24 protein-coding genes and 1 pseudogene are annotated in these 25516 nt (G+C 60.9%); 13 read left to right on the top strand and 12 right to left on the bottom strand.

Annotated elements, in window-relative coordinates:
- Window positions 1–343 precede the first annotated feature (343 nt).
- Window positions 344–1381, top strand: coding sequence for a site-specific integrase (locus CAF53_RS05585; RefSeq protein ID WP_100238705.1), 1038 nt, complete (start codon window positions 344–346; stop codon window positions 1379–1381).
- Between the two features lie 199 nt (window positions 1382–1580).
- Here the strand turns inward: CAF53_RS05585 and CAF53_RS05580 are convergent, their stop codons facing one another.
- The 5 genes from CAF53_RS05580 to CAF53_RS05565 form a co-directional block, all read right to left on the bottom strand.
- Window positions 1581–2018 carry a type II toxin-antitoxin system death-on-curing family toxin gene (locus tag CAF53_RS05580; RefSeq protein WP_157801228.1) on the bottom strand — a complete coding sequence of 146 codons (438 nt, stop codon included), beginning with the start codon at window positions 2016–2018 and terminating at the stop codon, window positions 1581–1583.
- Window positions 1969–2253: a hypothetical protein gene (locus CAF53_RS27015; protein WP_157801227.1), complete on the bottom strand. Its 285-nt coding sequence runs from the start codon at window positions 2251–2253 to the stop codon at window positions 1969–1971. Before CAF53_RS27015 ends, CAF53_RS05580 begins: the two co-directional genes overlap by 50 nt.
- A 67-nt stretch (window positions 2254–2320) precedes the next feature.
- Window positions 2321–4174: a HipA domain-containing protein gene (locus CAF53_RS05575; protein ID WP_100237543.1), complete on the bottom strand. Its 1854-nt coding sequence runs from the start codon at window positions 4172–4174 to the stop codon at window positions 2321–2323.
- A 478-nt stretch (window positions 4175–4652) separates the two neighbouring features.
- Window positions 4653–6233, bottom strand: coding sequence for a hypothetical protein (locus CAF53_RS05570; RefSeq protein WP_100237542.1), 1581 nt, complete (start codon window positions 6231–6233; stop codon window positions 4653–4655).
- A gap of 34 nt (window positions 6234–6267) precedes the next feature.
- Complete coding sequence (locus tag CAF53_RS05565) at window positions 6268–7188, bottom strand: class I SAM-dependent methyltransferase (RefSeq protein WP_242443394.1); 921 nt, start codon at window positions 7186–7188, stop codon at window positions 6268–6270.
- Window positions 7189–7250: 62 nt separating this feature from the next.
- On the opposite strand from CAF53_RS05565, the gene CAF53_RS05560 reads away from it, so the two are divergent.
- From CAF53_RS05560 to CAF53_RS05520, 9 genes are read left to right on the top strand one after another with little or no spacing between them, the layout of a single operon-like run.
- A complete protein-coding gene (locus CAF53_RS05560) occupies window positions 7251–8111 on the top strand; it encodes a transketolase (protein ID WP_100237541.1) in 861 nt (286 codons plus the stop codon).
- Window positions 8104–8967: a transketolase gene (locus CAF53_RS05555; RefSeq protein WP_100237540.1), complete on the top strand. Its 864-nt coding sequence runs from the start codon at window positions 8104–8106 to the stop codon at window positions 8965–8967. The genes CAF53_RS05560 and CAF53_RS05555 overlap by 8 nt, the downstream gene beginning before the upstream one ends.
- A 37-nt stretch (window positions 8968–9004) precedes the next feature.
- A complete protein-coding gene (gene rfbF, locus CAF53_RS05550) occupies window positions 9005–9781 on the top strand; it encodes a glucose-1-phosphate cytidylyltransferase (protein WP_100237539.1) in 777 nt (258 codons plus the stop codon).
- Window positions 9763–10857 carry a CDP-glucose 4,6-dehydratase gene (gene rfbG / locus CAF53_RS05545; RefSeq protein WP_100237538.1) on the top strand — a complete coding sequence of 365 codons (1095 nt, stop codon included), beginning with the start codon at window positions 9763–9765 and terminating at the stop codon, window positions 10855–10857. The genes rfbF and rfbG overlap by 19 nt, the downstream gene beginning before the upstream one ends.
- Window positions 10854–11768, top strand: coding sequence for an NAD(P)-dependent oxidoreductase (locus tag CAF53_RS05540; protein WP_100237537.1), 915 nt, complete (start codon window positions 10854–10856; stop codon window positions 11766–11768). The genes rfbG and CAF53_RS05540 overlap by 4 nt, the downstream gene beginning before the upstream one ends.
- On the top strand, window positions 11768–12151 hold the full coding sequence (locus CAF53_RS05535) for a GtrA family protein (protein WP_157801226.1): 384 nt from the start codon (window positions 11768–11770) through the stop codon (window positions 12149–12151). The genes CAF53_RS05540 and CAF53_RS05535 overlap by 1 nt, the downstream gene beginning before the upstream one ends.
- Window positions 12148–13155, top strand: coding sequence for a glycosyltransferase family 2 protein (locus CAF53_RS05530; RefSeq protein ID WP_100237535.1), 1008 nt, complete (start codon window positions 12148–12150; stop codon window positions 13153–13155). Before CAF53_RS05535 ends, CAF53_RS05530 begins: the two co-directional genes overlap by 4 nt.
- On the top strand, window positions 13152–14696 hold the full coding sequence (locus tag CAF53_RS05525; RefSeq protein ID WP_157801225.1) for a hypothetical protein: 1545 nt from the start codon (window positions 13152–13154) through the stop codon (window positions 14694–14696). Before CAF53_RS05530 ends, CAF53_RS05525 begins: the two co-directional genes overlap by 4 nt.
- Before the next feature lie 8 nt (window positions 14697–14704).
- A complete protein-coding gene (locus CAF53_RS05520; RefSeq protein WP_157801224.1) occupies window positions 14705–16033 on the top strand; it encodes a hypothetical protein in 1329 nt (442 codons plus the stop codon).
- A 60-nt stretch (window positions 16034–16093) separates the two neighbouring features.
- Here the strand turns inward: CAF53_RS05520 and istB are convergent, their stop codons facing one another.
- Both istB and istA read right to left on the bottom strand, forming a co-directional pair.
- Window positions 16094–16876, bottom strand: coding sequence for an IS21-like element helper ATPase IstB (gene istB, locus CAF53_RS05515; RefSeq protein WP_100236963.1), 783 nt, complete (start codon window positions 16874–16876; stop codon window positions 16094–16096).
- Entirely contained in the window at window positions 16866–18389 is a 1524-nt protein-coding gene (gene istA / locus CAF53_RS05510; protein ID WP_100236964.1) for an IS21 family transposase, read from the bottom strand. Before istA ends, istB begins: the two co-directional genes overlap by 11 nt.
- Before the next feature lie 119 nt (window positions 18390–18508).
- Between istA and CAF53_RS05505 the strand changes: the two are divergent.
- A pseudogene (locus CAF53_RS05505) lies at window positions 18509–19171 on the top strand (MFS transporter); the annotation flags it as partial.
- Here CAF53_RS05505 and CAF53_RS05500 read toward each other — a convergent pair.
- Together CAF53_RS05500 and CAF53_RS28010 are read right to left on the bottom strand one after the other, a co-directional pair.
- The gene (locus CAF53_RS05500) at window positions 19138–21489 is read right to left on the bottom strand and encodes a GH92 family glycosyl hydrolase (RefSeq protein ID WP_100237531.1); all 2352 of its coding nucleotides are present in this window, start codon (window positions 21487–21489) and stop codon (window positions 19138–19140) included. The pseudogene CAF53_RS05505 and the gene CAF53_RS05500 sit on opposite strands and share 34 nt — an antisense overlap.
- Before the next feature lie 158 nt (window positions 21490–21647).
- On the bottom strand, window positions 21648–21884 hold the full coding sequence (locus CAF53_RS28010) for a hypothetical protein (RefSeq protein ID WP_242443393.1): 237 nt from the start codon (window positions 21882–21884) through the stop codon (window positions 21648–21650).
- A gap of 86 nt (window positions 21885–21970) precedes the next feature.
- On the opposite strand from CAF53_RS28010, the gene CAF53_RS28005 reads away from it, so the two are divergent.
- Both CAF53_RS28005 and CAF53_RS05490 read left to right on the top strand, forming a co-directional pair.
- Complete coding sequence (locus tag CAF53_RS28005) at window positions 21971–22291, top strand: MFS transporter (RefSeq protein WP_242443392.1); 321 nt, start codon at window positions 21971–21973, stop codon at window positions 22289–22291.
- A 43-nt stretch (window positions 22292–22334) separates the two neighbouring features.
- On the top strand, window positions 22335–23552 hold the full coding sequence (locus CAF53_RS05490; protein ID WP_100237530.1) for an ROK family transcriptional regulator: 1218 nt from the start codon (window positions 22335–22337) through the stop codon (window positions 23550–23552).
- A gap of 156 nt (window positions 23553–23708) precedes the next feature.
- On the opposite strand, the gene CAF53_RS05485 is transcribed toward CAF53_RS05490, so the two are convergent.
- The 3 genes from CAF53_RS05485 to CAF53_RS05475 all read right to left on the bottom strand — a co-directional run bounded on the left by CAF53_RS05485 (window position 23709) and on the right by CAF53_RS05475 (window position 25494).
- Window positions 23709–24704, bottom strand: coding sequence for a sensor domain-containing diguanylate cyclase (locus CAF53_RS05485; RefSeq protein ID WP_100237529.1), 996 nt, complete (start codon window positions 24702–24704; stop codon window positions 23709–23711).
- 116 nt (window positions 24705–24820) lie between these two features.
- Window positions 24821–25093, bottom strand: coding sequence for an HPr family phosphocarrier protein (locus CAF53_RS05480; RefSeq protein WP_020818371.1), 273 nt, complete (start codon window positions 25091–25093; stop codon window positions 24821–24823).
- Window positions 25090–25494, bottom strand: coding sequence for a PTS sugar transporter subunit IIA (locus CAF53_RS05475; protein WP_007687176.1), 405 nt, complete (start codon window positions 25492–25494; stop codon window positions 25090–25092). The genes CAF53_RS05480 and CAF53_RS05475 overlap by 4 nt, the downstream gene beginning before the upstream one ends.
- Window positions 25495–25516 lie beyond the last annotated feature (22 nt).

Here is a 25516-nt window from a genome sequence, read left to right as displayed (position 1 = left end):
GTCGCGTACACCGCTGAAACTATCTCGGTCGGCAGGCGATGTGCCTCCTTCAGTCGCGAGCAGGGTCGCTCCCGCAGCCGCGCAGGAGCCGCCACAGTCCTGCTCACCAAACACGGCCGTTGCCGGACGACGCAACCGCGCATTGCCACGAAGCCGGGCGCCCCCGCGTGACGGATGAGCACCATCCTGTCGCACGGCACGCTGTTCCGGTTCAGCATGCGCCTGCACCAAGCCGGACGACAGCATGCCTAAGACCTTCATGAAACCTGTCGCGCCTCGTGCTGATGCATTCGGAGCGGAACTCCCGGCGCAAGCGCGCGATCAGATGCAAAAGGAAAACAAGATGCTCTCCATCCGCACCCGTGGGAAGAACGGCATTTATTATATCCGAGGCACCGTCACGCTTGGCGACAAGCATATTGAGGTCAAGGAGTTTAGTACAGGAACGAGTGACCGCGATGCTGCGGCGCACCTAATGGCGGAACATGAGACGAAGCTGCGGCACCGGCTGATGTTCGGTCCGGCCGCGATCGTGGCGCAAGGCAGAATAGCCGACGCTTTTGAAAGCTACCTGACCAAGGCGAAGCCGCCTTGCCCGTCCGATGTCCTGCGCATCGGCAAGCTCAACGGGTTGATAGGCGACTTTTCCCTGCGCGAGCCCAAACAGGCATGGGAACATTTCCGCCGTGCCTATCTGACCGGGCACGATCCGGCGGGCCAGGATCGCTATCGCTCCGTGTTCCAGGCGGCCATCAATGTCCATCACGAGCTGCACGACCTCCCGCCCCTGCGGATCAAGGCGATCCCGTTCAACAATGAACGGGTACGCTTCCTTAGCAAGGAGGATCGCGACCGGTTGATCGCGGCCTACTCGCCCCACATACAGCCGATCATCACCCTGCTCGCCTTCCATGGCCCACGCATCCAGACCGCGTTGCAGTTGCCCTGGGGCGTGAACGGCGTCGATATGAAGGAGGGCTCGATCCGACTCAATCACACCAAGAATGCGATCATCCGATCCGTGCCGATGCATCCACGTGTCATGGACGTGCTGCGCCCGATCTGGGAGAAGCGGGGCCAGCCGGCGACGGAGCATGTCTTCCTCAATCGGTTCGGCAAACCCTATCAGGACACGCGCAAGGCGAAGACCCCCGGCGGCAATCCGATCAAGAACCAGCACGCCACCGCCTGCAAGCGCGCAGGGGTAGAGGATTTCACCGTCCATGACTGGCGCCACCACTGGGCATCGCACTGCGTCATGGCGGGGATCGACCTCATCACCATCATGAACATGGGCGGCTGGAAGTCGCTGCGCATGGTCCAGCGCTATTCCAGCGTCAGCGTGGAGCATATGCGGGAGTCGATCAACAAGCTGAATTGAAGTCGGTGGTCGGGACCAAGAGGGTTTTGGGGGCGTTCCCGGAGGATGGCCGCATTGCCAAGGTTGGATCGAGGGTCGAATTGCTTCGCTCGCTCCAATTTCCAGCGAAATCAAGAAGCACGGCAATGAAATAATGTTCCTGCGCGAAGCCATTGTCCCATCGCTTCGACAAGCGGCACCAGCGGTGGCGACGCTTCGGTCAGCCTAAGCAGACGATCCAGGGCGCGATGTCGTCCGCGAACTCTTCCTCGCTGATCGAGCCATCGATCAGTCCTTCGACCATCCGACCCGCAAGCGTGTCATCGTTCATGGCGATTGTGAAGCCGTTGAGTTCGAGGAAGACGCCCATGCCAGCAAAGGCCGTGCGCTTGTTGCCGTCATTGAAGCCATGATTCTTCGCTATCGCGTAGCAAAGCCGCACGGCGAGCGTCAGCAGATCATCGACATCGTCATAATGAAAGAGATTGCGAGGATTACTCAGGGCGCTTTCTACGAGGTTCCGGTCCTTGACGCCCGGCACGCCGCGAAAGCGCTCTATTTGAATGCCATGAACTGTTAGAAGGCGCTCGTAGGAGAGCCACAAGGGCTCAACGGGCAAGGTATTCGAGAGTCTTCTTATAGCGGTCGCTGAAATCACGAACAGCCTGCTCGAACTCGGCGTCGGTCACCTCGCGAGGTCGCGCCTTCAACGGAGCGCGACGGTTTTTTTGCACTGATTGCATATCGAGCTCCTTTCTCTCTGCTTTGCGTTTCCACGGCAATATGGGTATATTGACGCGACGGTCAACAAACCATTTAAAAAACTCGGCCGAAATGCGCAGCAAAATTCGCAAATCGTAAAAACCCGTGTGTTTTCTGCTGCGATTCGCCAAATAATGGGCCTACACCTTTCTCATCCTGCTCGCCCATCAAGAACAAGCATGCGACCGCCTGCAAGCGCTAACCCGCATCGCCGGCAAGCACGGTGCAGCGCTCGCTGACGATGGCCAATATCTGGCTTTGGGTGGTAGCAGCGGCCTCGGCCTCCGCCGCAAAAGCCGGTAGCCGGACGGTTTCGACGGCCTGTGCAAGGCTGCCCGTCAATTCGGCGATCGCCGCCTCCGCATCGCTCTGAGGCAGGCCGATCGTGCGCGCCAACGTCATGAAATCTCGGCGCGTCAGCCGATCATCCTTGCCGTTGAGCTTGAGCGCCATGCGATCGCCGCCAAGACCCGGGAATACCCGCGTCGTGACGGCGTCATAAAGCGGAGCGAAACGAACCGAGGTAAATGCCTTGGCATCCGGTTCGGCGATTTTGAGCAGCGCGAGGTTTTTGAGGTGCATGTCGCCATCGGCGATCAGCCAGGCGAAAACCGCGCGGCGGAAGAAAATGTCGAGATCGGCCGCAGGGTCGGTCGACAGCGGCCGCAGTCCGCGCGCCATCCGCTCTATCGTCCCATCATATTTGGCCGAGGCGGGAAGATCCAGGATCGAACAGAAATCCTCAAGCGCGATCCGCCTTTGATCGCCCGGTCCCTGGCGGATATCGAACCGCTCCACGACGAGCGCTGGGGCCATGCCATCGGGCATCGCCGTCAGGGCGACGTCAGGCGCCGCGAAGCCGGCCGCTCGGCCAAGCGCAAGGCAGAGCCATTCCACGATCGGCAGCATCTCGAAGCCAGCGGTGCCTGCCGGCTTGAGGATATGGGTGAATGGCAGGTCGATGGCCGGGAGGAGTGCACCATCGGGCGCCAGATGCATGGGCGCCTTGATCTGGACGCCCGACAGGCGCGGCGTTTCCGCGCGAGCGAACATGCGCGCGAGGTTCTGCTCAAAACTCTCCTCGATCGCGCCGCGCGCCGGGCCATCATAGCGGCCGGTGAAGCGGCCTGCGTCGATAAAGCCGTTCAGCCTCGTCGTGAGAATGTCCGCCGGTAGTGCCGCCAGCTCGTCGCTGGCCTCGACTACGGTGATGTTCGACATATAGCGCCGCCCACGCTTCAACGCCTCGCGCTCGTCGCGCGCGCGAAGCACCTGGGCGAGCCAGCCTTCCGGTAAGAGGGATTCAACAAATGCCGGAAGTTTCCCGGGCGTTGTCTCCCGGACGAGCGCCGGTCCTGAACGCCGGGCCGGCTTCCAGCGCCATTCAAAGCCGTCATGAGTGAGGCGGCCGAGCGACTCGCCGTGCCAGGCGATTACCAGATCCAGCGCCGCCTTGTTGACGCGCGCTTTGGATGTGCCCGGCTGCGCCAGGAGGAAGCGTTCAGCGCCTTCGCCTTCGCGATACCAGCCATTTTCGCGCGCCAGCGCCCAGACTGCATCGGCGGCACCCTTGGGCGCGCCATGCTCCTCGACGAGGCGCGCGGCCATCTGCACGCGCATCTCGGCAGTAATGGCGCTGGCATGCTCGCTGCGCAGGCGAAAGGCTTCCAGAAAGCGCTGCCGGGGTGAGGATGCGTCGATGCGCAACTCGCCCAGATCGTCACCCACTACCGCTGACGCGGTCGAAGGATGCGGCGGCGCTTCGTTCTGGACGATCTCCAGGCTGCGCAGCCTAGTGCGCTGGTTGCGCCTGCCGCTGATAAAGAGCCGGCCATCGGGTGTCGGCGCAAGCAGCACGGCGCTCGCCGACGACAGATAGGCATGGGGATAGAGATAATGGGCGATGCGGATCGCATGATTCATTATTGTGGCGTCGGCATCGACATCTTGATCGACATATATGCCTCGCACGAGTTGCACGAGTTCGCCGGCTTGCGCGCGCTGGTGCGCGCGCTTGGCATCGATCGTCTCGCCCACCAGATGGATCGTCATATGATTATCTCGCATGTCAGATGCGCAATAATCCCAATGATGGACGTGATGGGCAAGAATTATCTCGCATCTCACATGCGCGAAAATTCCGAAGGCCAGAGCGGAGAGGACCGATGGTCCTAGCAGCAGCGGGCGTCGAGCGGGCCCGCCCTCATCTCCACCGCCGCCCTTGATCGACCCCAAACGAAGGCTTCTCCGACGGTCCCGATGCTCCTTTCTATAAACCACGATATAGGTGATTTATAGCAGGTCAATGTCGAAACCCGCCGCCCTTTCAACTCTGACGGCTTTGCCATTTCCGGCCTTGTCCGCGGCATCTACAATGAGCAGGCCGACAGCCAACCCCAATGTCGCGCTGCTGGGTCAGAGCGTTGTAGGCAATGTCGCCATTTTGCGGATCTTCCCGCCATAGCAGCTCGAGCAGCCCTAATTGCTCCAGCCGATGCTGGGCCGCGGCCTGGAATCCACCGATCCAGCGTCAAGAGATCCGCGCCTTGAAGTCCGGACATCTCGGATCATTGAGCGCCCTATACGCAGGAGTAACTCGTCGATAGATATAAAGCCACCGCGTGGGTTTTAATTCATCATAATTATTAAGTAAGTAGGAACGAATATTATTATTACGAAGAAAAAAATCACGAACATTAAAAGACATGGGCTGAAAAATATAGTTCTTTCGCCGCTCAAAAAAAATTAGTGTTGGCGATGAACAACGTATTTCCTGATCCGCCTCAATCAGTATCCGCTTTCCCAACAGACGCAGTGGCGCAGGATTTGGCCCGATTACTTCACCATGCGCAATAGCAGGTATCATCCAAAAAGCTGAAAGGCGCGACGGCCAAATAAGGTTCCGATCCTCCACCGTTGGCCATCCCCACATCGGGTCTGCCGTTGCAATATAAACTGCGCTACCCTTCGGCACTGTGGTTAAAATCGGATCTATTTCATCTCGGAACCAGTTAAAATACTGACCGGTCAGAAACGGCATAAGGAGTGGCAAGACCAGCATCATCGGCCCAATGACGAGGGGTATCGGCCGACGCAGGTCAACCATTCCCAACCGCACGCCAAGCGCCAGAGCGAATGCGCCGGTCACCGGTATGCTGTGGTAGAGCCATCCCTTGCGCTGCAGAAAGTAGGCTAATGCGAATCCCACAACAACAATCAGCAATGTCGAAACCAAGGGGTTGGCCTTCTTCCCCAGAGCTCCACCGAAAGTGAGAAAGAAGGCAGTCATAAAGGCCCAAACCAAGAACCAAGGCCTCAAGAACATCATTTTCCACGACGATTCATATCCGTGATAGGCCGCACGAACCATCGGCACCGATTCGGTAAAAAAGGCGGGTGCAAAAGCGATTATGGCTAGGCCGTAAATCAGAGCGCCAATCACCAAAACCAGAACTTCCGGACGAATCGCACGCCATTGCGAACGCTTCCGGACGATCAACCAGATCTCCAGCATGATCGGGATAAGGGCAAAATAATGTTTCAGTGCAAAGCCATAAGCGGCCATCGTGCCTATGAGCACCGCCAGTGCTGTCGGGATAGCAGTCCCCATTGACCGGCGCGCAATGAGTGCAGCGTAGGGCAGGGCGCCAATCAGCGCCAGTTGCTCACGCTGTCCGAAATCATAGATTGGCATGACCACGACAAGCCACAAAATCAACAGCATCATCGCCAATCGTGGGAACGGCGAAGAGAGGCCCGCAAGATGTCCGGTTAATAGCGCGGATAGAGCGCCGGTCCCGATGACAACCGCCACAAGCAGCCGTAACGGCGGTATATGTAGCCATGCAGCGGCATGGTGAATGGGCAACGCAGACCAGAACCAGAGCGGCGGATTGATTTCCCATATATCGCGATAAAGCACCGAGCCGTTGCTTATCTGACGAGCAACCCAGAACTGCCAGACGACGTCATGCGTTATCGGTATGTCATGCAGCAAAAACAGCGCAGCAATAGCGGCAAGGCAAAATAAGGTTTCCGGCAGGTAGCGTATAGCCAGCTCGCCGATTGGATGCCGGTTGAGGCGCGCTGCCATCCGGTTGACCAATGGCATTATCGATCTTCCGCGTTCAAGAAAGCCACCAATCTCAATGCGGCTTGAAGCCCCAACTCATGAAATTTCCAACATTGGCCGAAAGGCGTCGGCGGTCCAGCCACGATCCCCTTAATATGCGGCTCAGCGCTCCCTTCAGCCCATCCGGCATAGGCACCAGTCGCAACCAATAGCTCGGCCGGTAGCTGTTCCAAAAGCTCACCCCATCGACTGCTTCATAACCATTAAGTTGAAGCAGACGCCTCGAACTCTCGGCGGAGAAGAGTTGCATATGCTCGATATCGACGATCGGGGACCTTCGCCCCAGCAGGCGGTTGAGCAGCGCGCGCCGGTCATGCGTCACCGCCACAAACACGCCACCCGGCTTCAACAAATGATGGGCGGAAGCGATCAATGCACCCGGATCCTGGACATGCTCCAAAGTCATAAAGCAACAAATGAGATCGAAACTTTCGCTCTCGAAATCGTTTTCTTCGAAGATGCCCTCACGAATCCATGGCTGACGGTGCGCAGGAGCGGCCGCGATCGCGGCCCGGGATGGCTCCACGCCAACGAGCTTCGCAAAACCGGACTCCCCTAGTTTTTCAAGAAAAGCCGCTGTGCCCGTTCCGATTTCCAGCGCCGCGCCGCGCCCCTTCAGCAGTCGAAGGACCGGCTGTAGTGCACGAGCATAGGCATCAGCAGCATCTTCGGCTTCCTCCGCGCTGTCATAATCCGCCTCATGGTAGCTGGCCGCGAGCGAAGCCACGCTGGGGGGCCGGTCCACATAAGCCAGATCGCAAGACCGGCAACGAACCATCGCATAGCTCATATATTCCGGAATCTTGCGGGAAGCGAAGCTCGACGCGCTGATCCGGCTTTCGTCCCGCGAATCGGACAGAAAGGGTTCAGCTTGATCCGATCCCGCTCCGCAGAGGGGACAAAGACGAGCAATGCCAGCGGATTCATTCTTCATATGGCTGGACTAATGACAGTTGGTTGAGCAAATGTTAACTATATCGGGGGAATTTGCGGGGCATGAAAGAAGCGCATCTCATCGCAGCCCAGCCATACGGCACGGAATCGTTGGCGCAACGTATCCGCTGTCAGGCCCTTCGCATGGTTACGCGAGCCAAGGCATCCCATATTGGTTCGGCGCTCTCGATCGCTGATATTATGGCGGTCCTTTACGGTCGGGAATTGCGAGTCCATCCAGCAGTCCCTCGCCATCCCGATCGGGATCGCTTCATCCTGTCAAAGGGCCATGCTTGCGTCGCCGTCTATGCGACACTAGCGGAAACCGGCTTCATCGATCCGGCACTGCTGGATAGCTATGGGACCGATGGATCGATGCTGATGGCGCATATCAGCCACAAGGTGCCCGGCGCGGAATTCTCCACAGGCGCGTTGGGACACGGCCTGCCCTTTGGCACCGGAAAAGCATTGGCGGCCAAAAGGCAGGGCAAAGCTTGGCGAACGGTCGTTCTCACCAGCGACGGGGAGTGGGGCGAAGGCAGCAACTGGGAAGCCGCCTTGTTCGCAGCGCATCATGGCCTGGATAATCTCATCTGCATCATCGACTACAACAAGTTGCAAAGCCTGCGCACAGTGGATGAAACCCTGCGTCTCGAACCCCTGCATTCAAAATTCGAAGCCTTTGGCTGGGCCGTGCGTGAAGTCGATGGCCATGACCATGGCGAGCTGACCGAAGCGTTGGAAAAAGCACCTCTGGTAACCGGGAAGCCTACGATGCTGATCGCGCACACCATCAAGGGCAAAGGGGTCAGCTTCATGGAGAACAAAGTGGAATGGCATTATCGCAATCCCACGCCTGAACTGCTCGAGGTCGCGTTGGCGGAAATTCAAGGATGTGGCGCTGGGGAGCACAACCATGCGTGATGCATTCATCGATGAGCTGACGACGCTCGCCGAGACACATGACAATATTGCCCTCATTGTCGGTGACCTCGGTTTCAACGTGATCGAGCCTTTTGCCGAACGCTTTCCAGACCGCTTCATCAATGCCGGTGTTGCAGAACAGAATATGACGGGTCTGGCCGCCGGGATGGCGAGCGAAGGTTATCATGTCTTCACTTATTCGATCGCCAACTTCCCAACCTTTCGCTGCGCCGAGCAGATCAGGAACGATGTCGATCATCATCGCCTGCCGGTGACGGTGGTAGCGGTCGGTGGCGGCGTATCCTATGGGGCCTTGGGCTACTCCCATCACGCGGTTCAGGATTATGCGCTGATACGGGCGATGCCTAACATGATCATTGCCGCACCTGGTGATCCGCTGGAAACACGAGCGTGCCTGCGCTGGCTGGTCCAGAATCCCGGCCCTTCCTATCTACGCCTCGGAAAAGCAGGCGAACCCCGCTTTCATGATACCGTGCCCAACGTTACACCCGGCGGCTGGGTTCAGGTCCGAGATGGCGATGACAGATCGATCCTGTTATCAACTGGCGCCGCGCTTGGCGCTGCTGTGGCGCGCGCAAATGGCAGCGCGGTCTGGTCGCTGCCGCTATGGAGCATGGCGGCCAAGGCAGACCAGCCTTCCCAAATCGCGAGACACAAACGGGTAACGACGCTGGAAGATCACCTGGCCGATGGCGGCTTCGGCTCCTGGCTGGCGGAATCGGTCGCGGGTACGCCTGCTGCCGCCTGCGTTCAGCCGATCGCACTGTCTGCGGAAATTTGTGACTTGGTTGCCGGTCAATCAACGCTCAACCGGATCGGCGGCCTCACGGTATAACCATTTCTTTACCATGCCTGTTCATAGGATTTGACCCATGAAAGCGATCATCCTTGCAGGGGGCCTTGGCACCCGCCTCGCCGAAGAAACGTCAGTCCGGCCCAAGCCCATGGTGGAGATCGGTGGCAAGCCGATCCTGTGGCATATCATGAAGATCTACGCACAACATGGCGTAGACGAGTTTATCGTGTGCCTTGGCTACAAGGGTTACATGATCAAGGAATATTTTTTCAACTACGCGCTGCACATGTCGGACGTGACGATCGACCTGCGTCGCGGCACGACCGATGTGCACCGCAATGCCTGCGAGGACTGGAAAATCTCCCTGATCGATACAGGGGCCGAAACGATGACCGGCGGCCGCCTGCGACAGGCGATGCATTATCTGGGCGATGATGATGATTTCTGCCTCACCTATGGTGATGGTGTCAGCGACCTGAATGTGCGTGAGGCCATTGAATTCCATCGTTCGCACGGGCGAAAGGCAACCGTCACCGCCGTTCGTCCGGCGAGTCGCTACGGCCAACTCGACCTGGATGGGGACCGGGTAGCGGCCTTCGCGGAAAAGCCAGTGGAGGAGGGCGGCTGGATCAACGGTGGCTTCTTTGTCCTGAACCGGTCGATCGGCAACTATCTGGGCAATTCAGATGCCTGCGTCTGGGAACGCGAGCCGCTGGAGGGCCTTGCCTCGGACGGTGAGCTTCGCTCCTTTTTTCACGATGGTTTCTGGCAACCGATGGACACACTGCGCGATCGGCAGATGCTTGAAGGCATGTGGGAGCGGCAAGAGGCACCATGGAAGACCTGGCACTAAAGCGCACCAACGCCAACGCGCTCGCGCCGGACCCCGCCTTCTGGGTGAACCGGCGCGTACTGGTGACCGGCCACACCGGTTTCAAGGGCAGCTGGCTGCTTGTCCTGCTGGAAGCACTTGGCGCGCACGTCACCGGCCTGTCACTGGCGCCGGACACCACTCCGTCGATGTTCGGCCTGATCGATGGCGCAACGCTGTGCGAACATCATGTCGCCGATATTCGCGATGCTGCTGCTGTCGAAACGATCGTTACGCGTGCATCTCCGGAAATCGTCCTGCATCTTGCCGCACAGGCGCTGGTGCGCGCCTCTTATGCCGACCCGCTGGGCACCTATCAAACCAATGTCATGGGAACCGCCCACGTGCTGGAGGCATGCCGCAAGACACCGTCCGTGAGTACGATCGTCTCCGTCACCACCGACAAATGCTATGCCAATGATGGCCGCATGGAGGGCTATTGCGAAGACGCTCCGCTCGGGGGGCATGATCCTTATTCCAACAGCAAGGCATGCGCGGAACTGGTGAGTGCCTGCTGGCGCGACAGTTTCCTTGCCGAACGCGGGGTTGGACTTGCCACCGCACGGGCCGGCAATGTCATTGGCGGCGGCGACTGGTCCGCCGATAGACTGGTTCCCGATGCCATTAGCGCCTTTTTGGAAGGACGCGCGTTGGAAATCCGTAACCCCGATGCGGTGCGCCCGTGGCAGCATGTGCTGGAACCATTGACCGGCTATCTCCTGCTCGCGCAAGCCCTGACGACCGACCCGGCGCGGTTTGCGCGGGGGTGGAATTTCGGTCCGGCGGCAGCCGACATGGCTACCGTCCGCGACGTCATCGATCTGCTGGCTGACCATTGGGGCGCGACCCAACCGTGGATGGCGCAGCCAGGGAGTCACCCTCATGAAGCGGCTATGCTCACTCTGGATTCATCCGCGGCGGCCACAGCTTTGGGCTGGCGATCCCGCCTGCCGCTCAGCCAGGCACTGGCACTGACTGCCGACTGGTATCGTTCTGACGACAAACGCGCCGTGACCCATGCACAGGCCGAGGCTTTCCTCGCCATGGTACCAGCATGAGCCGCATCCTCGTCACTGGAGCAGGGGGCTTTGTGGGCGCGGCCGTTGCTGGCCTGGCTGCACGGCGGGGTCATCAGGTCACCGCGCTGGTCCGTAATCCCTCCGCGCCCCGTGTGGTGGAACTAGCCGACCGTTGCGACATCACTGTTGCCGATCTGGCCCATGGCGAAGCTGTGCGCGACGCGCTTGTGCAAGCCCGTCCCGATATTATCATCCATTCCGCCTGGGAAGGCGTTGGCGGCCCAGCCCGTGCCAGCGATGTCCAGCTTGATAATATCCGGACCACTGTCGCGCTGCTCGATGCCGCTATCGCGACGGGCGCCAGCCGCTTCGTTGGCATCGGCAGCCAGGCCGAATATGGCCGCCATGATCGCCGGATCGATGAGACCGCGCCGACCGAGCCCTTCCTTCTCTATGGCGCCGCAAAGCTTTCCGCCTGCCATCTCACACGGCAACGTGCAAGCGACGCCGGAATCGGCTTCGCCTGGCTGCGCCTCTTTTCGCCTTATGGTCCGGGCGACAATCCCAATTGGCTGATACCCTCGGTGGCGACCCAAATCCTCACTGGAACGGCGCCGCGAACCAGCGCGGGAACCCAAAAATGGGATTATCTTCATATCGCCGACACAGCGGAAGGCGTGATGGCCGCGGCGCTGACCGACAGCGCGCAAGGCGTCTTCAACCTGTCGAGCGGCCGGGCCATCACAGTACGCACAATCGTCGAACATATCCGCGATCTGGCTTGCCCAGCCCTTCCCCTCACCTTTGGCGAGATTCCGTTCGGTCCCAACCAGATCATGCATCTCGAAGGCGATTGCACCCGTCTTGCCGCCGCCACAGGCTGGGCACCTCGCATCGCCATCGAGGACGGCCTGGTCACGGTCGTCGACGCTTTAAGGCAGGCAGCATGATGGCACCCGCTTTCGATCGGCGCTTCTTCGCCTTCCTGTTCTCGGGCGGCATCAACACGTTGTTCGGCTATAGCGTGTACACCGCTCAGATACTGCTGGGCGTAATCCCCCATGTTGCCGTGGTCGTCAGCACCATAGTCGGCATCCTCTTCAATTTCCTGACGACCAGCGCCGTCTTCCGCTCGCGTGATCTGCGTCGGCTACCGCGGTTTCTGGCTGTCTATGCAGCCATGATGGGCCTCAATATTTTGTTGCTGGATCTCACCATGCGCACCGGATTGGGGCCGCTTCTCGCCCAGGCGATCGTCCTGCCGATCTTTACCCTCACCTTTCTTGCCATGCGCCGCTTCGTGTTTGCGGCCTCGCCGGAGCAGACATCATGAAGACCATCTCCATCGTGACGCCCTGCTTTAATGAAGCGGATAATGTGGAGGCATGCCGTGATGCGGTTGCCGCTCTGTTCGCTCCGGGCGCACCACTGGCAGCTTACGCCCGCGAGCATATCTTCGCCGACAATGACAGCAGCGACGGCACGCAGGACATCCTGCGCGCGCTAGCCGCCAGCGACCCGTCGATGAAGGTGATCCTCAACGCCCGCAATTATGGTCCGTTCCGTTCAAACTTCAACGCGCTCCGCGCCGCCACCGGCGATGCGGTAGTGGTTTTCCTGCCGGCCGACCTCCAGGATCCCGCGGATATGATACCGGAATTCGTGAGACTGTGGGAAAGCGGCATGGAGGTCGTCGCGGGCGCTCGCGTCAACCGCCAGGAAAGCCTGGCGTTACGGACCTGCCGGGCAATCTTCTATCGCACCGTGCGCAGCTTGAGCGATATCGACATTCCTCTGAATGTGGGCGAGTTTCAACTTCTGGACCGCAAAGTATGGGAAGCTGTGGTCAGCCACGACGACCATTACCCCTATATTCGCGGCATCATCGCGTCGGTCGGCTTCCGCCGTGCAATTGTCCCCTATACCTGGGCGGAGCGCCGTTCCGGCATTTCCAAGAACAACCTGCCCCGTTTGATCGATCAGGCGCTGAACGGCATCTTCAGCTTTACGAACGTCCCGATGCGTCTGTGCACCTTCGCTGGCATCGTCATGGCGGCGCTATGCATCCTTTATGCTTTGGTCTCCATCGGTCTCTATATCGCACGACCTGACCTTGCGCCCCGAGGCACCATGACGCTTATCGTCGCGCTCTTTTTCTTATCTGGTCTCCAACTCGCCTTCATGGGCATATTGGGCGAATATGTGACCTCGATCCACGCACAAGTCCGCAAGCGTCCGCTGGTTGTCGAGCGGGAACGGATCAACATGGAGAGCACAACCGCCAGCGAACAGCAGATCCACACACTTCAGCGCAAATTGGGTACGGAGGCGGCGTGACACGCGCCTCTACTTTCCCGCATTTCACAGGCGTTCAGTTCAAAATACCCGCTTCCCTCCCCCTGCGGACGCTGACGACAGCGATGTTCGCGCTGTTCGCGCTCGACAATGTGTTGCTGCTGCGATTCCTCGGCAGTCCGTCCATACTGGTAGCGGCGATCGCGTTGGTCTTGCCATCGGCACTGGCGATGATCACTTACAGGATCATGCCGGGCGCCTGCCGGATCGGTGTTCCGACAGTCATGTTCTGCTTCCTGATCGCCGCCATTTTGCTGGTGCTCGGCGGAGAAGGACGCCTTCTATATGCCACGCCCGATTGGCAGGTTCGCGATGCAGTACTGGCGGATATGGGCACCCATCGCTGGCCCTTTGATTACTGGCTGGACGGGCGATCGCAGCTTTTGCGCGCCCCGGTCGGGATGTATCTGGTACCCGCGCTGCTCGGTGGCGCCAGCCAGCTTGGCCGCGACTGGATATTGTTCGCCCATAACAGCCTCATCCTTGGCCTTTTGCTTGCCCAAGGTTCGACGCTGTTCGAAGATCGCCGAGCGCGGTTGATCGCGCTCATAGTCTTCGTGGCCTTCAGCGGACTGGATGTCCTGGGCAATCTCCTCGTCCAGTTGGCAAACGGTGAGGCAAGATGGGACCATATCGAGGATTGGGGAGACGGCTATCAATTTAGCTCCCATATCACCCAGATTTTTTGGGTTCCTCAGCATGCCATAGCCGGCTGGGTCGCAGCCCTGACCTATATGCTCTGGCGCAGGAATCTCGCACCGATCGGTGTGTTTGCGGCCATCCTGCCTTTAATGGCCCTGTGGTCACCGCTCATTCTGTTCGGAGCGATGCCTTTCGCCCTGTTTGCGGGATTTCGCGCCCTTTCAACCAAAACATGGAACTGGCGAGATGTGCGGTGCTGCACGATCGCAACGAGTCTGGCGATCCCGGCGCTCATCTATCTGACTACCGGTGCTACAGCCGTCGGTAGTGGCCTGAACCCACCAAAGGCCGTCGTCTACGTCCTGATCATCCTGCTTGAGGTGATGCCCTTTCTCCTGCCAGTGCTTCGCGACACCGACAACGGGATTGATCGAACTACAATCATCATATCAGGCGCTTGTCTCTTCCTCATGCCGAGTTGGACGATCGGCATGTTCAACGATTTTCAGATGCGGGCATCGATCATGCCGTTGGCGCTCATCGCCATAGCCTATGGCGACTGGGCCTGTCGCCTTGATCACTGGCGCACGAAGATCGTCTTTCTGACGATCATCGCCTTGGGCGCGGTAACCGGCGTGATCGAGATCGCCAATGCCTTTCGCTTTGCGCCTTCACCGGTTCCGCATTGCTCGCTCACTGGCGTTTGGGATCATCAGATTGGCCTTTCCGCCCCGCATAGTTCCTATTTTGCCGATCGTAGCGCATTCAAATTCACCCTCAATCCCGCGGACAGGGTAAATAGCGTCAATCCAGCCGATTGCTGGGACCATCCCTGGCAAATGCCGATCGGATCCACCGTCGAACAGCAGGCTCGACCATGACCTCATCCATGATCCTTTCCATCTATGCAGCGTTGCTCATCGTAGCGCTGTTGACGCCTTATGCTTCGGCCTTTTTTCCGCCGCGCGCAGATCGTAAGCCAACTGCCGACCGGGTCATTTGCACATTGCTGCTCTTGTGTGCCATCGCGCTGACCATCGTCCGGCATGGAGCCATCCCGCTGATCGGCGTTTTTGTACTGATCCCACTGATAGGACGTGGTATCCCGTCGCTTCTCGGAGGCGCAACCGCCGCCATGCTGTTCGCAACAGCCCTCTGGTGGCCATCATCCCTTCAACTGGGCCTCATCCCAACCCTGCTGGCAGCGGCACTCGCTTTGGCTGCAGGATATCTGCCGCGCTGGAAAGGCGTGTCCGCTGCGAGCGCCCCCCAACTGTTTCCGCGCATGATTCTTTGCGGGATCATCGGCCTTGCAATGGGGCTTTTCACTGCCCCGTTCGAAGCGTCCAACACGATCTATCTCGCATGGCATCATTGGGGCGCCTATCTTGCTCCGGTCGAAGCCTGGCGTGGCGGCGGCGTCCCCTATCGCGATTTTCCAATCCAATATGGCCTGGGTCCCACTTTAGTGCTGATGGCAAGTTGCGGCCAGGATTGCTGGCGCGGCATGTACGAAACCGCGGTCATTGCCAATGCGCTGTATTTCGCGACACTATGCGGTAGCGTGATCCTGATGACAGTTCAGCTCTCGCAAGGCGTTCGATGGCTTGCGCTGCTCGCGATGTTCTTCGCGACATATTTCTGGACAGGCTTCCCCATAGATTTTGCCGGTCCCGCAATGACGCCCTCGGTGGCGGGTCTACGCTTTTTGTCCATATCTGCCCTGTTGTTTCACATCCTTTATGCCGAGCAGCGGAAGATCAGGCGTGATTGGATTGGCCATGCCATCTGGCTGATCGATCTTTTTTGGTCTCCCGAAGCAGCATTTTTCGGGACACTGATCTGGTGGCCTTATCTCGCCCTGCGCGATGCCGAGGGTGCCAGTGGATGGCGGGGAGCCATCATCGCCCTCGCTAAGGGTGGTTTGCGAGGCGCCTGCGCCCTGGCTACGGGCGCCTGCGGCCTAGCACTGACATTGTGGCTTCTGTCAGCAGGAACGATTCAGCTCTGGGAATTCCTCGCATATATCCAGCATCCGCCAGGCGCCTTACCCGTCAATCCTTTAGGTACGATCTGGATTGCGCTGGCCTCCTTTGCCCTTGCCGTGCCTCTATTAGCGCAAGGCGCACCATTGACGCGCTCCTTATATGTCTGTTTGTTAGGATTTCTGGGAGCTGGCACCTATTTCATCAGTCTGTTGATTACCGTTGAGAAGTGACCCGGGATTTCCACCGAGAAGTGACCCGCCTGATATTATGTTTCGGATGTCATTGATGGGTCAAGGTGCAGGTTTCTCCTTTCTGGGTTTGGCCTGGTGGGCCGAGCTGTTTTTGAACCGGAAGCTGTCGTTGCCGGTTTCCAGGATATGGCAGTGATGGGTGAGCCGATCGAGGAGCGCGGTGGTCATCTTGGCGTCACCGAACACGGTGGCCCATTCGCTGAAGCTCAGGTTGGTGGTGATGATGACGCTGGTGCGTTCGTATAATTTGCTCAGCAGGTGGAAGAGCAGTGCGCCGCCTGATGCGCTGAACGGCAGATAGCCTAGCTCGTCGAGGACGACGAGGTCGGAGTGGACGAGCCGGTTGGCGATCTGCCCGGCGCGCCCCTGGGCCTTTTCCTGTTCCAGGGCATTGACCAGCTCGACCGTGGAGAAGAAGCGGACGCGCTTTCGATGATGCTCGATAGCCTGAACACCCAGCGCCGTGGCGACATGGGTTTTGCCGGTGCCCGGTCCGCCGACCAGCACGATATTGTCGGCAACGTCGATGAAGTCGCAGCGGTGCAACTGGCGCACCAGCGCCTCATTCACCTCGCTGCTGGCAAAGTCGAAGCCGGCGAGGTCGCGATAGGCGGGGAACCGCGCGACCTTGAGCTGATAGGCCACAGACCGCACCTCGCGTTCGGCTGTTTCGGCTTTCAGCAACTGGGAGAGGATCGGCACCGCCGCCTCGAAGGCGGGCGATCCCTGCTGCATGAGGTCGGTCACAGCCTGGGCCATGCCGGGCATTTTCAGGCCGCGCAGCATCACGACGAGGGCGCCGGTGGCGGGATCATGACGCATGACGGTTCTCCCGGCGCAGGGCATCGTAGCGTTCGACATTGGCCATCGGCTCACTGACCAGCCTCAACGCCTGTGGCGCCGTCACCGGCGGCGTCGAGAGCGGCTTTCCATCAAGCAGCCGGTGCAGCAGGTTGAGGATGTGCGTCTTGGTCGGAACGCCTGCATCCAGCGCCATGGCGACGGCGGTCAGCACCGCCTGCTCGTCATGATGGAGGACCAGCGCCAGGATCTCGACCATCTCCCTGTCGCCGCCGGGGTTGCGCAGCAGATGCCGTTGCAACCGCTGGAAGGCATCGGGCAGTTCGAGGAACGGCGCGCCGTTGCGCAGGGCGCCGGGCTTGCGTTGAACGACGGCGAGATAATGACGCCAGTCATAGACGGTGTGGCCGGGACCATCATGGGATCGGTCGATGATGCGCTGATGCTCGCATATGACCTGTCCCTCTGCGACGACCAGGAAGCGATCGGGATAAACCCGAAGGCTGACGGGCCGATTGGCGAAGGACGCCGGAACGCTGTAACGGTTGCGTTCCAGGTGGATCAGGCAGGTTGGCGAGACCCGTTTGCCATATTCGACAAAGCCATCGAACGGTCTGCCCACCGGCATCAGGCTTTCCACTTCATCGCCCCAGGCATCGGCGACCGAACCCGGTTCGATCCCGTGCGGGATATCCTGCCACAGCGCCTTGCAGCGCTCCTCCAGCCACAGGTTCAGGGCATCCAGGCTTTCCGCCTGCGGCGTGGGTTGCCATAGCCGATGACGGGCATCCTGGACATTCTTCTCGACCTGGCCCTTTTCCCAGCCCGCTGCCGGATTACAGAACTCGGCCTCGAACAGATAGTGACTGACCATGGTGAGGAAGCGGTTGTTGACGTTGCGCTCCTTGCCGCGCCCGACCTTGTCGATGGCGGTGCGCATATTGTCGTAAATCCCACGGCGCGGAACGCCGCCCAGCACGCGGAATGCGTGATTATGGGCATCGAACAGCATCTCGTGGGTCTGGAGCAAATAGGCCCGCACGAGGAAGGCCCGGCTGTAGCTGAGCTTGAAGTGCGCCACCTGCAGCTTGGTGCGCACGCCGCCGATGATCGCCCAGTCCTCGCTCCAATCGAACTGGAATGCTTCCCCCGGTGCGAAGGACAGCGGCACGAATGTCCCGCGCCCGCTCATCTGTTGCTCACGACGATAATCATCGCGCCAGTCCCGGGCAAAGGCCGCCACCCGATTGTAGGAGCCGTCATAGCCCAGGCTGACCAGATCAGCATGCAGCTGCTTCATCGTCCGCTTCTGCTTGCGGGTCCGACCCATCTCCCGTCTCAGCCAGGCTGACAGCCGCTCCGCGAACGGGTCCAGTTTGCTCGGCCGATCGGGCACCTTGAACCGCGGCTCGATCGTGTCCGAACGTAGATATTTACGGATCGTATTACGTGACAGCCCGGTACGCCGCGCAATCTCGCGGATCGAAAGATGATCGCGGAAATGCCAGCGCCGGATAACGCTCAATAACGCCATGTCCAACACTCCATGACCCCTCGCTCGTCAATGCCAGGGGTGAGTTCAACATGGGTCACTTCTCAGTGGAAATATCGGCCCTTCCCGGGTCACTTCTCAACGGTAATCAACACAGACGGCAACAAGCGCAACGAACCGTGCCGCGCCATCCGCTGCGTCACAGCCTGAGCCGCCACCGCCCCGCCATAGCGCGCGGCTTTGCCATCTCGGCGCTGGGATCGATCACTTATTATGTCGGCATCACTTATGTCCCCACTTTCCTCACCGGCACAAAGGCCATGGGGGAGGGGGCTGCCCTCTGGTTGTCGACCATCGCGGCGGTCGTGGTGATATTGGTGACGCCGCTGACCGGTCTGCTGGCCGACTGGATCGGGCGAAGGCCCATATTGGTCGCGCTGGCCCTGACGGCCATGCTCGCGCCGACGGGTCTGTTCCTGCTAATGATGCAGGGGGATTTCGGGAGCGCGCTGACCGGCGCGCTTCTTCTCGCTGCCTTGGGGGGCGCGGTCAGCGCCGTGGGCGCGGTCGCCACCGCCGAACAATTTCCGGGCGAAGGGCGCCTCAGCGGCCTTGCCTTCGGGGCGACGAGCGCGACGGCGCTGTTCGGCGGGCTGACGCCGTTTCTGGCGCAGTGGTCGATCGATCGGACCGGATGGCCGTTGGTGCCTGGCCTGATGATCGCGATGGTGGCGCTCGGCGTTCTGCCGGTTTTCTGGACCTTGCCCGAAACGGCACCGCCGAAGCGGCGTCAGCGGGCCGGCGCGGCGGTGGAAAGCGAATAAGGCCGCGTGCCGGCTCCCTTCCCCCATTCGATATTGGGCCTGGACTGCATGATGAAGCGCAAACTGCCGCCCTTGCGGATATCCTCATCGGCGATCCAGCTTCGATCCAGCGGCCGGCCGTTCAGTTCCACCGATCCGACATAGATATTGGCGTCGGACATATTCTCCGCCTCCACCGTGAAATGCCGTCCATCGGGCAAGGTCAGCACCGCGCGGCGGACGAAGGGCCGGCCGATGACATATTGGTTCGAACCGGGCGTGACAGGATAGAAACCCAGGGCCGTGAAGACCAGCCAGGCGGACATCTGTCCCAGATCGTCATTGCCCGACAGCCCGTCGGGCGTCGGCTTGTACTGGCTCTCGACAATCTGCTTCAGCCGCGCCTGCGTCCGCCAGGGCGCGCCCGCATGGGCGTAGAGATAGGCCACATGGTGGCTGGGTTCGTTGCCGTGGATATATTGGCCGATCAGCCCGGCAATATCCTCCGCATGGCTATAGTCGAGCTTCGACATGTCATAGTCGAACATGGCGTCGAGCCTGGCGATCGCCTTCGCATCACCGCCCAGCACGCGGAAAAGAGCGGCCTGGTCCTGCGGCACGAACCAGCTATATTGCCAGGCATTGCCCTCCGTATAATCCGACCCGTAATTGATCGCCGTGGGGTCGAAGGGGGTGCGGAAGCTGCCATCGGCCTTGCGCGCCCGCAGCCAGCCGCTCTTCACGTCGAAGCTGTTGCGCCAGTAGCCCGATCTCGCGAGGAAACGCCTCGCCACATCGTCACGCCCCATGGCCTGCGCCATGCGCGCGATCGTCCAGTCGTCATAGGCATATTCGACGGTCTTCGATGCCGCCTCCGGCTCCCGGTCGATCGGCACATAGCCAAGCTTCATATAGTCGCCCAGGCCGCCATAGGGGGCATAGTCCGCGCTGGCGACCATGGCGGCGAGCGCCTTGTCCGCGTCGAAGCCCCTGAACCCTTTCAGATAGGCGTCGGCAATCACCGGCACCGCATGATAGCCGATCATCGTCCAGGTTTCCCGCCCGGCGAATTGCCAGACCGGCAGGATGCCATGCGGGCTGTGCTGCTGGCTGGCGATCAGCGAATTGACGACGTCGGATGTCGTCTTTTCCGGCTGGACCAGCGTCAGCAAGGGATGTTCGGCGCGGAACGTGTCCCAGAGCGAGAAGGTGGACCGGAAGGTGAAATCCTTCGCCTGACGGACCTGATCGTCCGGCCCACGATAACGGCCGTCGACGTCGCTCCAGATGCTGGGCGCCAGCAGCGTGTGGTAGAGTGCGGTGTAGAGGTTCCTGCGCATCGGCTCCGGCGCGTCCATCTCCAGCCGTCCGAGCGCCCGACGCCAAGCGTCCTCGGTCCTTTTCCGGACGGTGTCGAAGTCGGCGCCTTCGGCATCGAGATTGGCAATGGCGCCGGCCTCGTCCACGCCGGAGAGCGCCACGCGGACCTCCAATGGGCCAGCGAGCCTGCCGAAATCGAGCCGCGCCTCCAGCGCCTTGCCCAGCTTTTCGGCCAGCGCGTCGTTGCCCCGGCCGGGCGCCTGAAAGCCCTTGTAGGGAACCGCCTGATCCCGGTCGAGAAAGGCATGATCCTTGAGCGGCGCGGAAAAACGCATGGCGAAGAACAGTTTGCGGCCCGGCGCCCATCCCCGCGTCTCGCGAAAGCCGGTCAGCGTGCCGTCGGGATGAAGGTGCAGGCCGGACCAGAGGATCTTGCCCGGATAATCGTAAAGCGAGGAGCGCAAGTCGATCAGCAGATGCGCCTCCTGCCCCGCGGGAAAGGCGTAGCGGTGGATGCCCACCCGCTCGCCGGCGGTCAGCTCGGCCCGGATGCCGCTATCGGCCAGCGTCACCGCATAATAGCCGGGGCTCGCCTTCTCGCTGTCATGCGAGAAACGCTGGCGGTAGCCGGAGCGTGGCTGTTTCGGATCGCCTGGATCGAGCAGGACCGCGCCGGTTTGCGGCATCACCAGGATGTCGCCCAGATCGGAATGGCCCGCGCCCGAGAAATGGGTATGGCTGAACCCCTGGATAGTCGGATCGTGATAGCTGTAACCGGCGGCATGGGCATAGCAGTCGCGAATCTGGCAGGTCGCATCGGTATCGGGCGAAAGCTGCACCATGCCGAAGGGTGCGGAGGCGCCGGGGAATGTATGGCCCTCGGGACCGGTGCCGATCATGGGATCGACGAAGGCCAGGGGGTCCACAGGCGTTTCAGCGGCGAGCGGCCATGCCGAAACGGACAGCAGCAGCGCGGCAGCGAAGGGCAAGGGGGTGAAGGAAAGGGTTCGCCCGATCATGATCCATTGCCTCCCGGCTCTAATGGTTCGGACGCGCTTGTCCCACTCGCGTCTGCCCCCTGTTTTTCTCGTCTTCATCGCAACCGCAACGGCAAAAGCCCTAGGCGGTTGCATCGACTGCCGAATTAATACATTAAATTTCGTTATTCAATCCGCAGTCAAGCGGGAGCCTTGCAGGAGAGATGAATGCCGGGATCGAAAACCGCCAGTTTCCGGGCCAGCGCGATCATCGCCGGAGGGACTGCGGGCCTGCTGTTCGGTTTCGACACGGCAGTCATCGCGGGCGTCACCCGCGCCCTTACCCATGAATTTCTCCTGAGTTCCGCTGGGCTGGGCATGGCGGTCATCGACCGCTTCGGACGCAAGCCGCTGCTGCGGACCGGCGCGGTCGGCACCGCTCTCGCCCTCCGCTCTCGCCCTGGCCGGCGTCGCCGCCATCTACGCGACCGGCCGGGGGCAATATCTGCTGCTCCCGGCACTGGTGGTCTTCATCCTGTTCTTCGCGGTGTCGCAGGGCGCGGTCATCTGGGTCTATCTCTCGGAAATCTTCCCGACCGCCGTCCGGGCGCGCGGGCAATCGATCGGCAGCGCAACCCATTGGCTGCTCAATGCCCTGATCGCCTTCGGCTTTCCGGTGGTGGGCCAATGGTCGCGCGCCGTCCCTTTCGCGATTTTCGCTGTCGCCATGTTCCTCCAGTTCATCCTGATCCGCCGCTACTTCCCTGAAACAAGCGGCCGCTCGCTGGAGGAGGTGCAGCAACCATTGACGGGTTCCGTACAGCATGAAAGACCGGCAGCATGACGCGCATTCAAGCAGCCCGGACGGGCCATGGGCTGGGGCATCGATGAACGGCATATTGCATTCCGTGCGCCCCCGGCTGTCCGGCACCAATCTGGAGCGCGCGGCGGACCATAATCAGCGGATCACCTTGCATGCGATCCGGGTGTGCGGGGCCCTGACGCGGGTGGAACTGGCGGGGATCACGGGGCTCACCGCGCCGGCCATCGCCAACATCACCAAGCGCCTGCTACAGGACGGACTGATCGAGGAAGCGGGACAAAGGCGCGGCGGACGCGGCCAGCCGCCGACCAAGCTCGTGATCCGCCCAGACGCCTGCTATTCGATCGGCATCAATATCGACCGCGATCATATCACCATCGTGCTGGTCGACTTCGCCGGGCAGACGCTGGCGCGGGCGAGCGAGGAAATCGACTATGCCCTGCCCCGTCATGTGAAGGCGCTCTACGAACGCTCGATCGAAAATATGCTGAAAGGCGCCCGGGTCGACCCTGCCAAGCTGGTCGGCATCGGTGTCGCGGTGCCCGACGACCTTGGATCGATCGACCTGCCCGGACGTCCCGCCGCCTATGCCGAATGGGAAGGCGCCGACATGGCCGCGCTCTTTTCGGGCCCCCACGGCCCGCCTGTCTTCACCGAAAATGACGCCGCCGCCGCCGCCATGGGCGAAATGCAGCTGGGGCTGGGGCAGAAGATCAACAGCTTCTTCTACATCCTGCTATCCTCGGGCCTGGGCGGCGGGCTGGTGATCGACGGCAATTATGTCCGCGGCGCGGACGGCCGCAGCGGCGAGATCGGCTTCATGCAGGCGCATCGCGTCGGCGGCGGCCCGGATGCGCAACTTCAGAATATCGTCTCACTGTCCGCCCTGGCCAACATATTGTCGGCGGAGGGTTTCACCTTGGCAGACGCTTTCGGCGGGGAAACGGACGCCGCGGCCTGCGCCGACCGCTGGATCAGCCTGGCGGCGCAGCAATTGGCCGAGCCATTGGCGGCGGTGAACTGCCTCGTCAATCCCGCAGCGGTGCTGTTGGGTGGCCGGTTGCCGATGCGGCTGGTGGAACGGCTGGCGGAACGGATCAACGCGCGGATGCAGGAGATGGCGGCCAGCCTGCCCGCCGTCGCCCCGGTCGCGCGCGCCGCCCTGTCCGAAGATGCCCCCGCGGTCGGTGCGGCAATCCTGCCGTTCAGCCATTTCCTGCTGCCCAAACCCGGCGCCTTGTGGAAAGCCCCGCGCAGCATGGGCGTCGGTATGGAAACCTAGAGCATCGTACGTAAAAGTGGGAACCGGTTTTGCGCTTAAAGCGATGCGACAACAAAAGCTGAGAGCGCGCGGCTTGCGTATGATTTAACGCAGCGCGCTCCAGCGTTGCGCCAAAGGACGCGGGGAACCCGCCTTTCCTTCCGCCTCCTTCGCGCCCTAAGTCGCGTGCGTCGCGTCGTGCCGGGCGATGGCGATCCGGTTGCGGCCCGAGCGCTTGGCTTCGTAGAGCGCCATGTCCGCCACCGCGAGCCAGCTTTCACTCGTCGGCCAATCTCCGCGCAGTTCCGCCACACCGAAGCTGACCGTGACGTGCAGCGGCGGCGTGCCGGGGATTTCGGTCGCGGCAATCGCATCGCAGAAGCGTTGCGCGGCCCTGGCGGCATCCTCTTCAGCGGTTTCGGGCAGCAATATGCCGAATTCCTCGCCGCCCAACCGCCCCAGCGAATCGCTGGGCCGTTGCAGGCTGGTACAGAGCCGGGCGATGCCGCGGATCACCTGGTCGCCGGCGGGGTGGCCGTGCGTATCGTTGATCCGCTTGAAATGATCGATGTCGAACAGCAGCAGGCTCGCGGGCCGATCATGCCGTTCGAACAGGGCGATGGCGCGGTTCATTTCACTAAGGAAAGCGCGGCGGGTGAGCGCGCCGGTCAGATGATCGCGTTCCGCGATGCGGCGCAGTTCGAGTTGCTCCACCACCAGCGCGGCGAGATTCTGGAGGATGGCGATCTGGCCGGGATCAAACTGGCGGGGCACCGTGTCGATCGCGCAGAGCGAACCGATATTGTAGCCGTCGGGGGTCTCCAGCGGGATACCGGCATAGCTGCGGATATTGGGATCGCCCGTTACCAGCGGATTGTCGCAAAAGCGCGCATCCTCCCTGGCATCAGTGATGACCATGGGCGCCCGCTGGCGGATGGTATGGTTGCAAAAGGCGACGTCGCGGGATGTTTCCTTGTCGTCGAGGCCCGCCAGCGACTTGAACCATTGCCGATCGGCGTCGACCAGCGAGACGGCGGAAATCGGCACGCCCAAAATGCCGCGGACCAGATCGGTGATGCGATCGAAGGAGGGTTCCCTTGGCGTATCCAGAACTTCATAGCGTTCGAGCGCGGCGAGGCGGGCCGGTTCGTCTGTCAGCTTCGGATCGAGCATTGCCAAGGCACCTCAACTGGTGACGCAGCCTGCCGCGCCCCGCGATTCTGGTTCAAACTTATCCTATGATAATGGCTGGGCGAGGCTTAACAAAGATTTGGCGGCGGTGATCCGTCTTATTCCTCGCCGAACTTGTCCTCGACCAGCGTCACCAGCTTGCCCAGCGAATCGGCTGCTTCCGGGCCGGTCGCGCTGATGGTGATGCTGTCGCCCATCGCCGCGCCCAGCATCATCAGGCCCATGATGGAGGTTCCCGTGACTTCGCTGCCGTCCTTGCGCACGGTGATCTGCGCGGGCAGGCCGCTGGCCAGGGTCACGAATTTCGCGCTGGCACGGGCGTGGAGGCCGCGCCGGTTACTGATCCTGACTTCCTGGCTGATTTCGCTCATGTGGTGCTGCCCAACAGTTCCGACGCTACGCTGATATATTTCTGACCCGCTTCCCGCGCAGCGGCGACGGCCTGACGCACGTCCATCACCTTGCGGGCGCTTTCCAGGCGTATCAGCATGGGCAGGTTGATGCCCGCGATCACCTCGATCTCGCCTGCCTTTAGCAGCGAAATGGCGAGATTCGACGGAGTGCCGCCAAACAGGTCGGTCAGCAGGATCACACCCGATCCGTCATTGACGCGGGCAACCGCGTCCGCGATGTCGGCGCGACGCATCTCCATGTCGTCCTCGGGGCCGATGCAGATGGTCTCGATCTGCTGCTGCGGACCGACCACATGCTCCATCGCCACGACGAATTCCGTCGCCAGCGCCCCATGGGTGACGAGTACCAGTCCAATCATCTTGCTTACGTGGCCCACCTGT

It is taken from the genome of Sphingobium sp. LB126 (assembly GCF_002795205.1).
Lineage (GTDB): Bacteria > Pseudomonadota > Alphaproteobacteria > Sphingomonadales > Sphingomonadaceae > Sphingobium > Sphingobium chungbukense.
The sequence above is the reverse complement of the archived record's forward strand: the minus strand, read 5'-3'. Positions and strand labels throughout refer to the sequence as shown.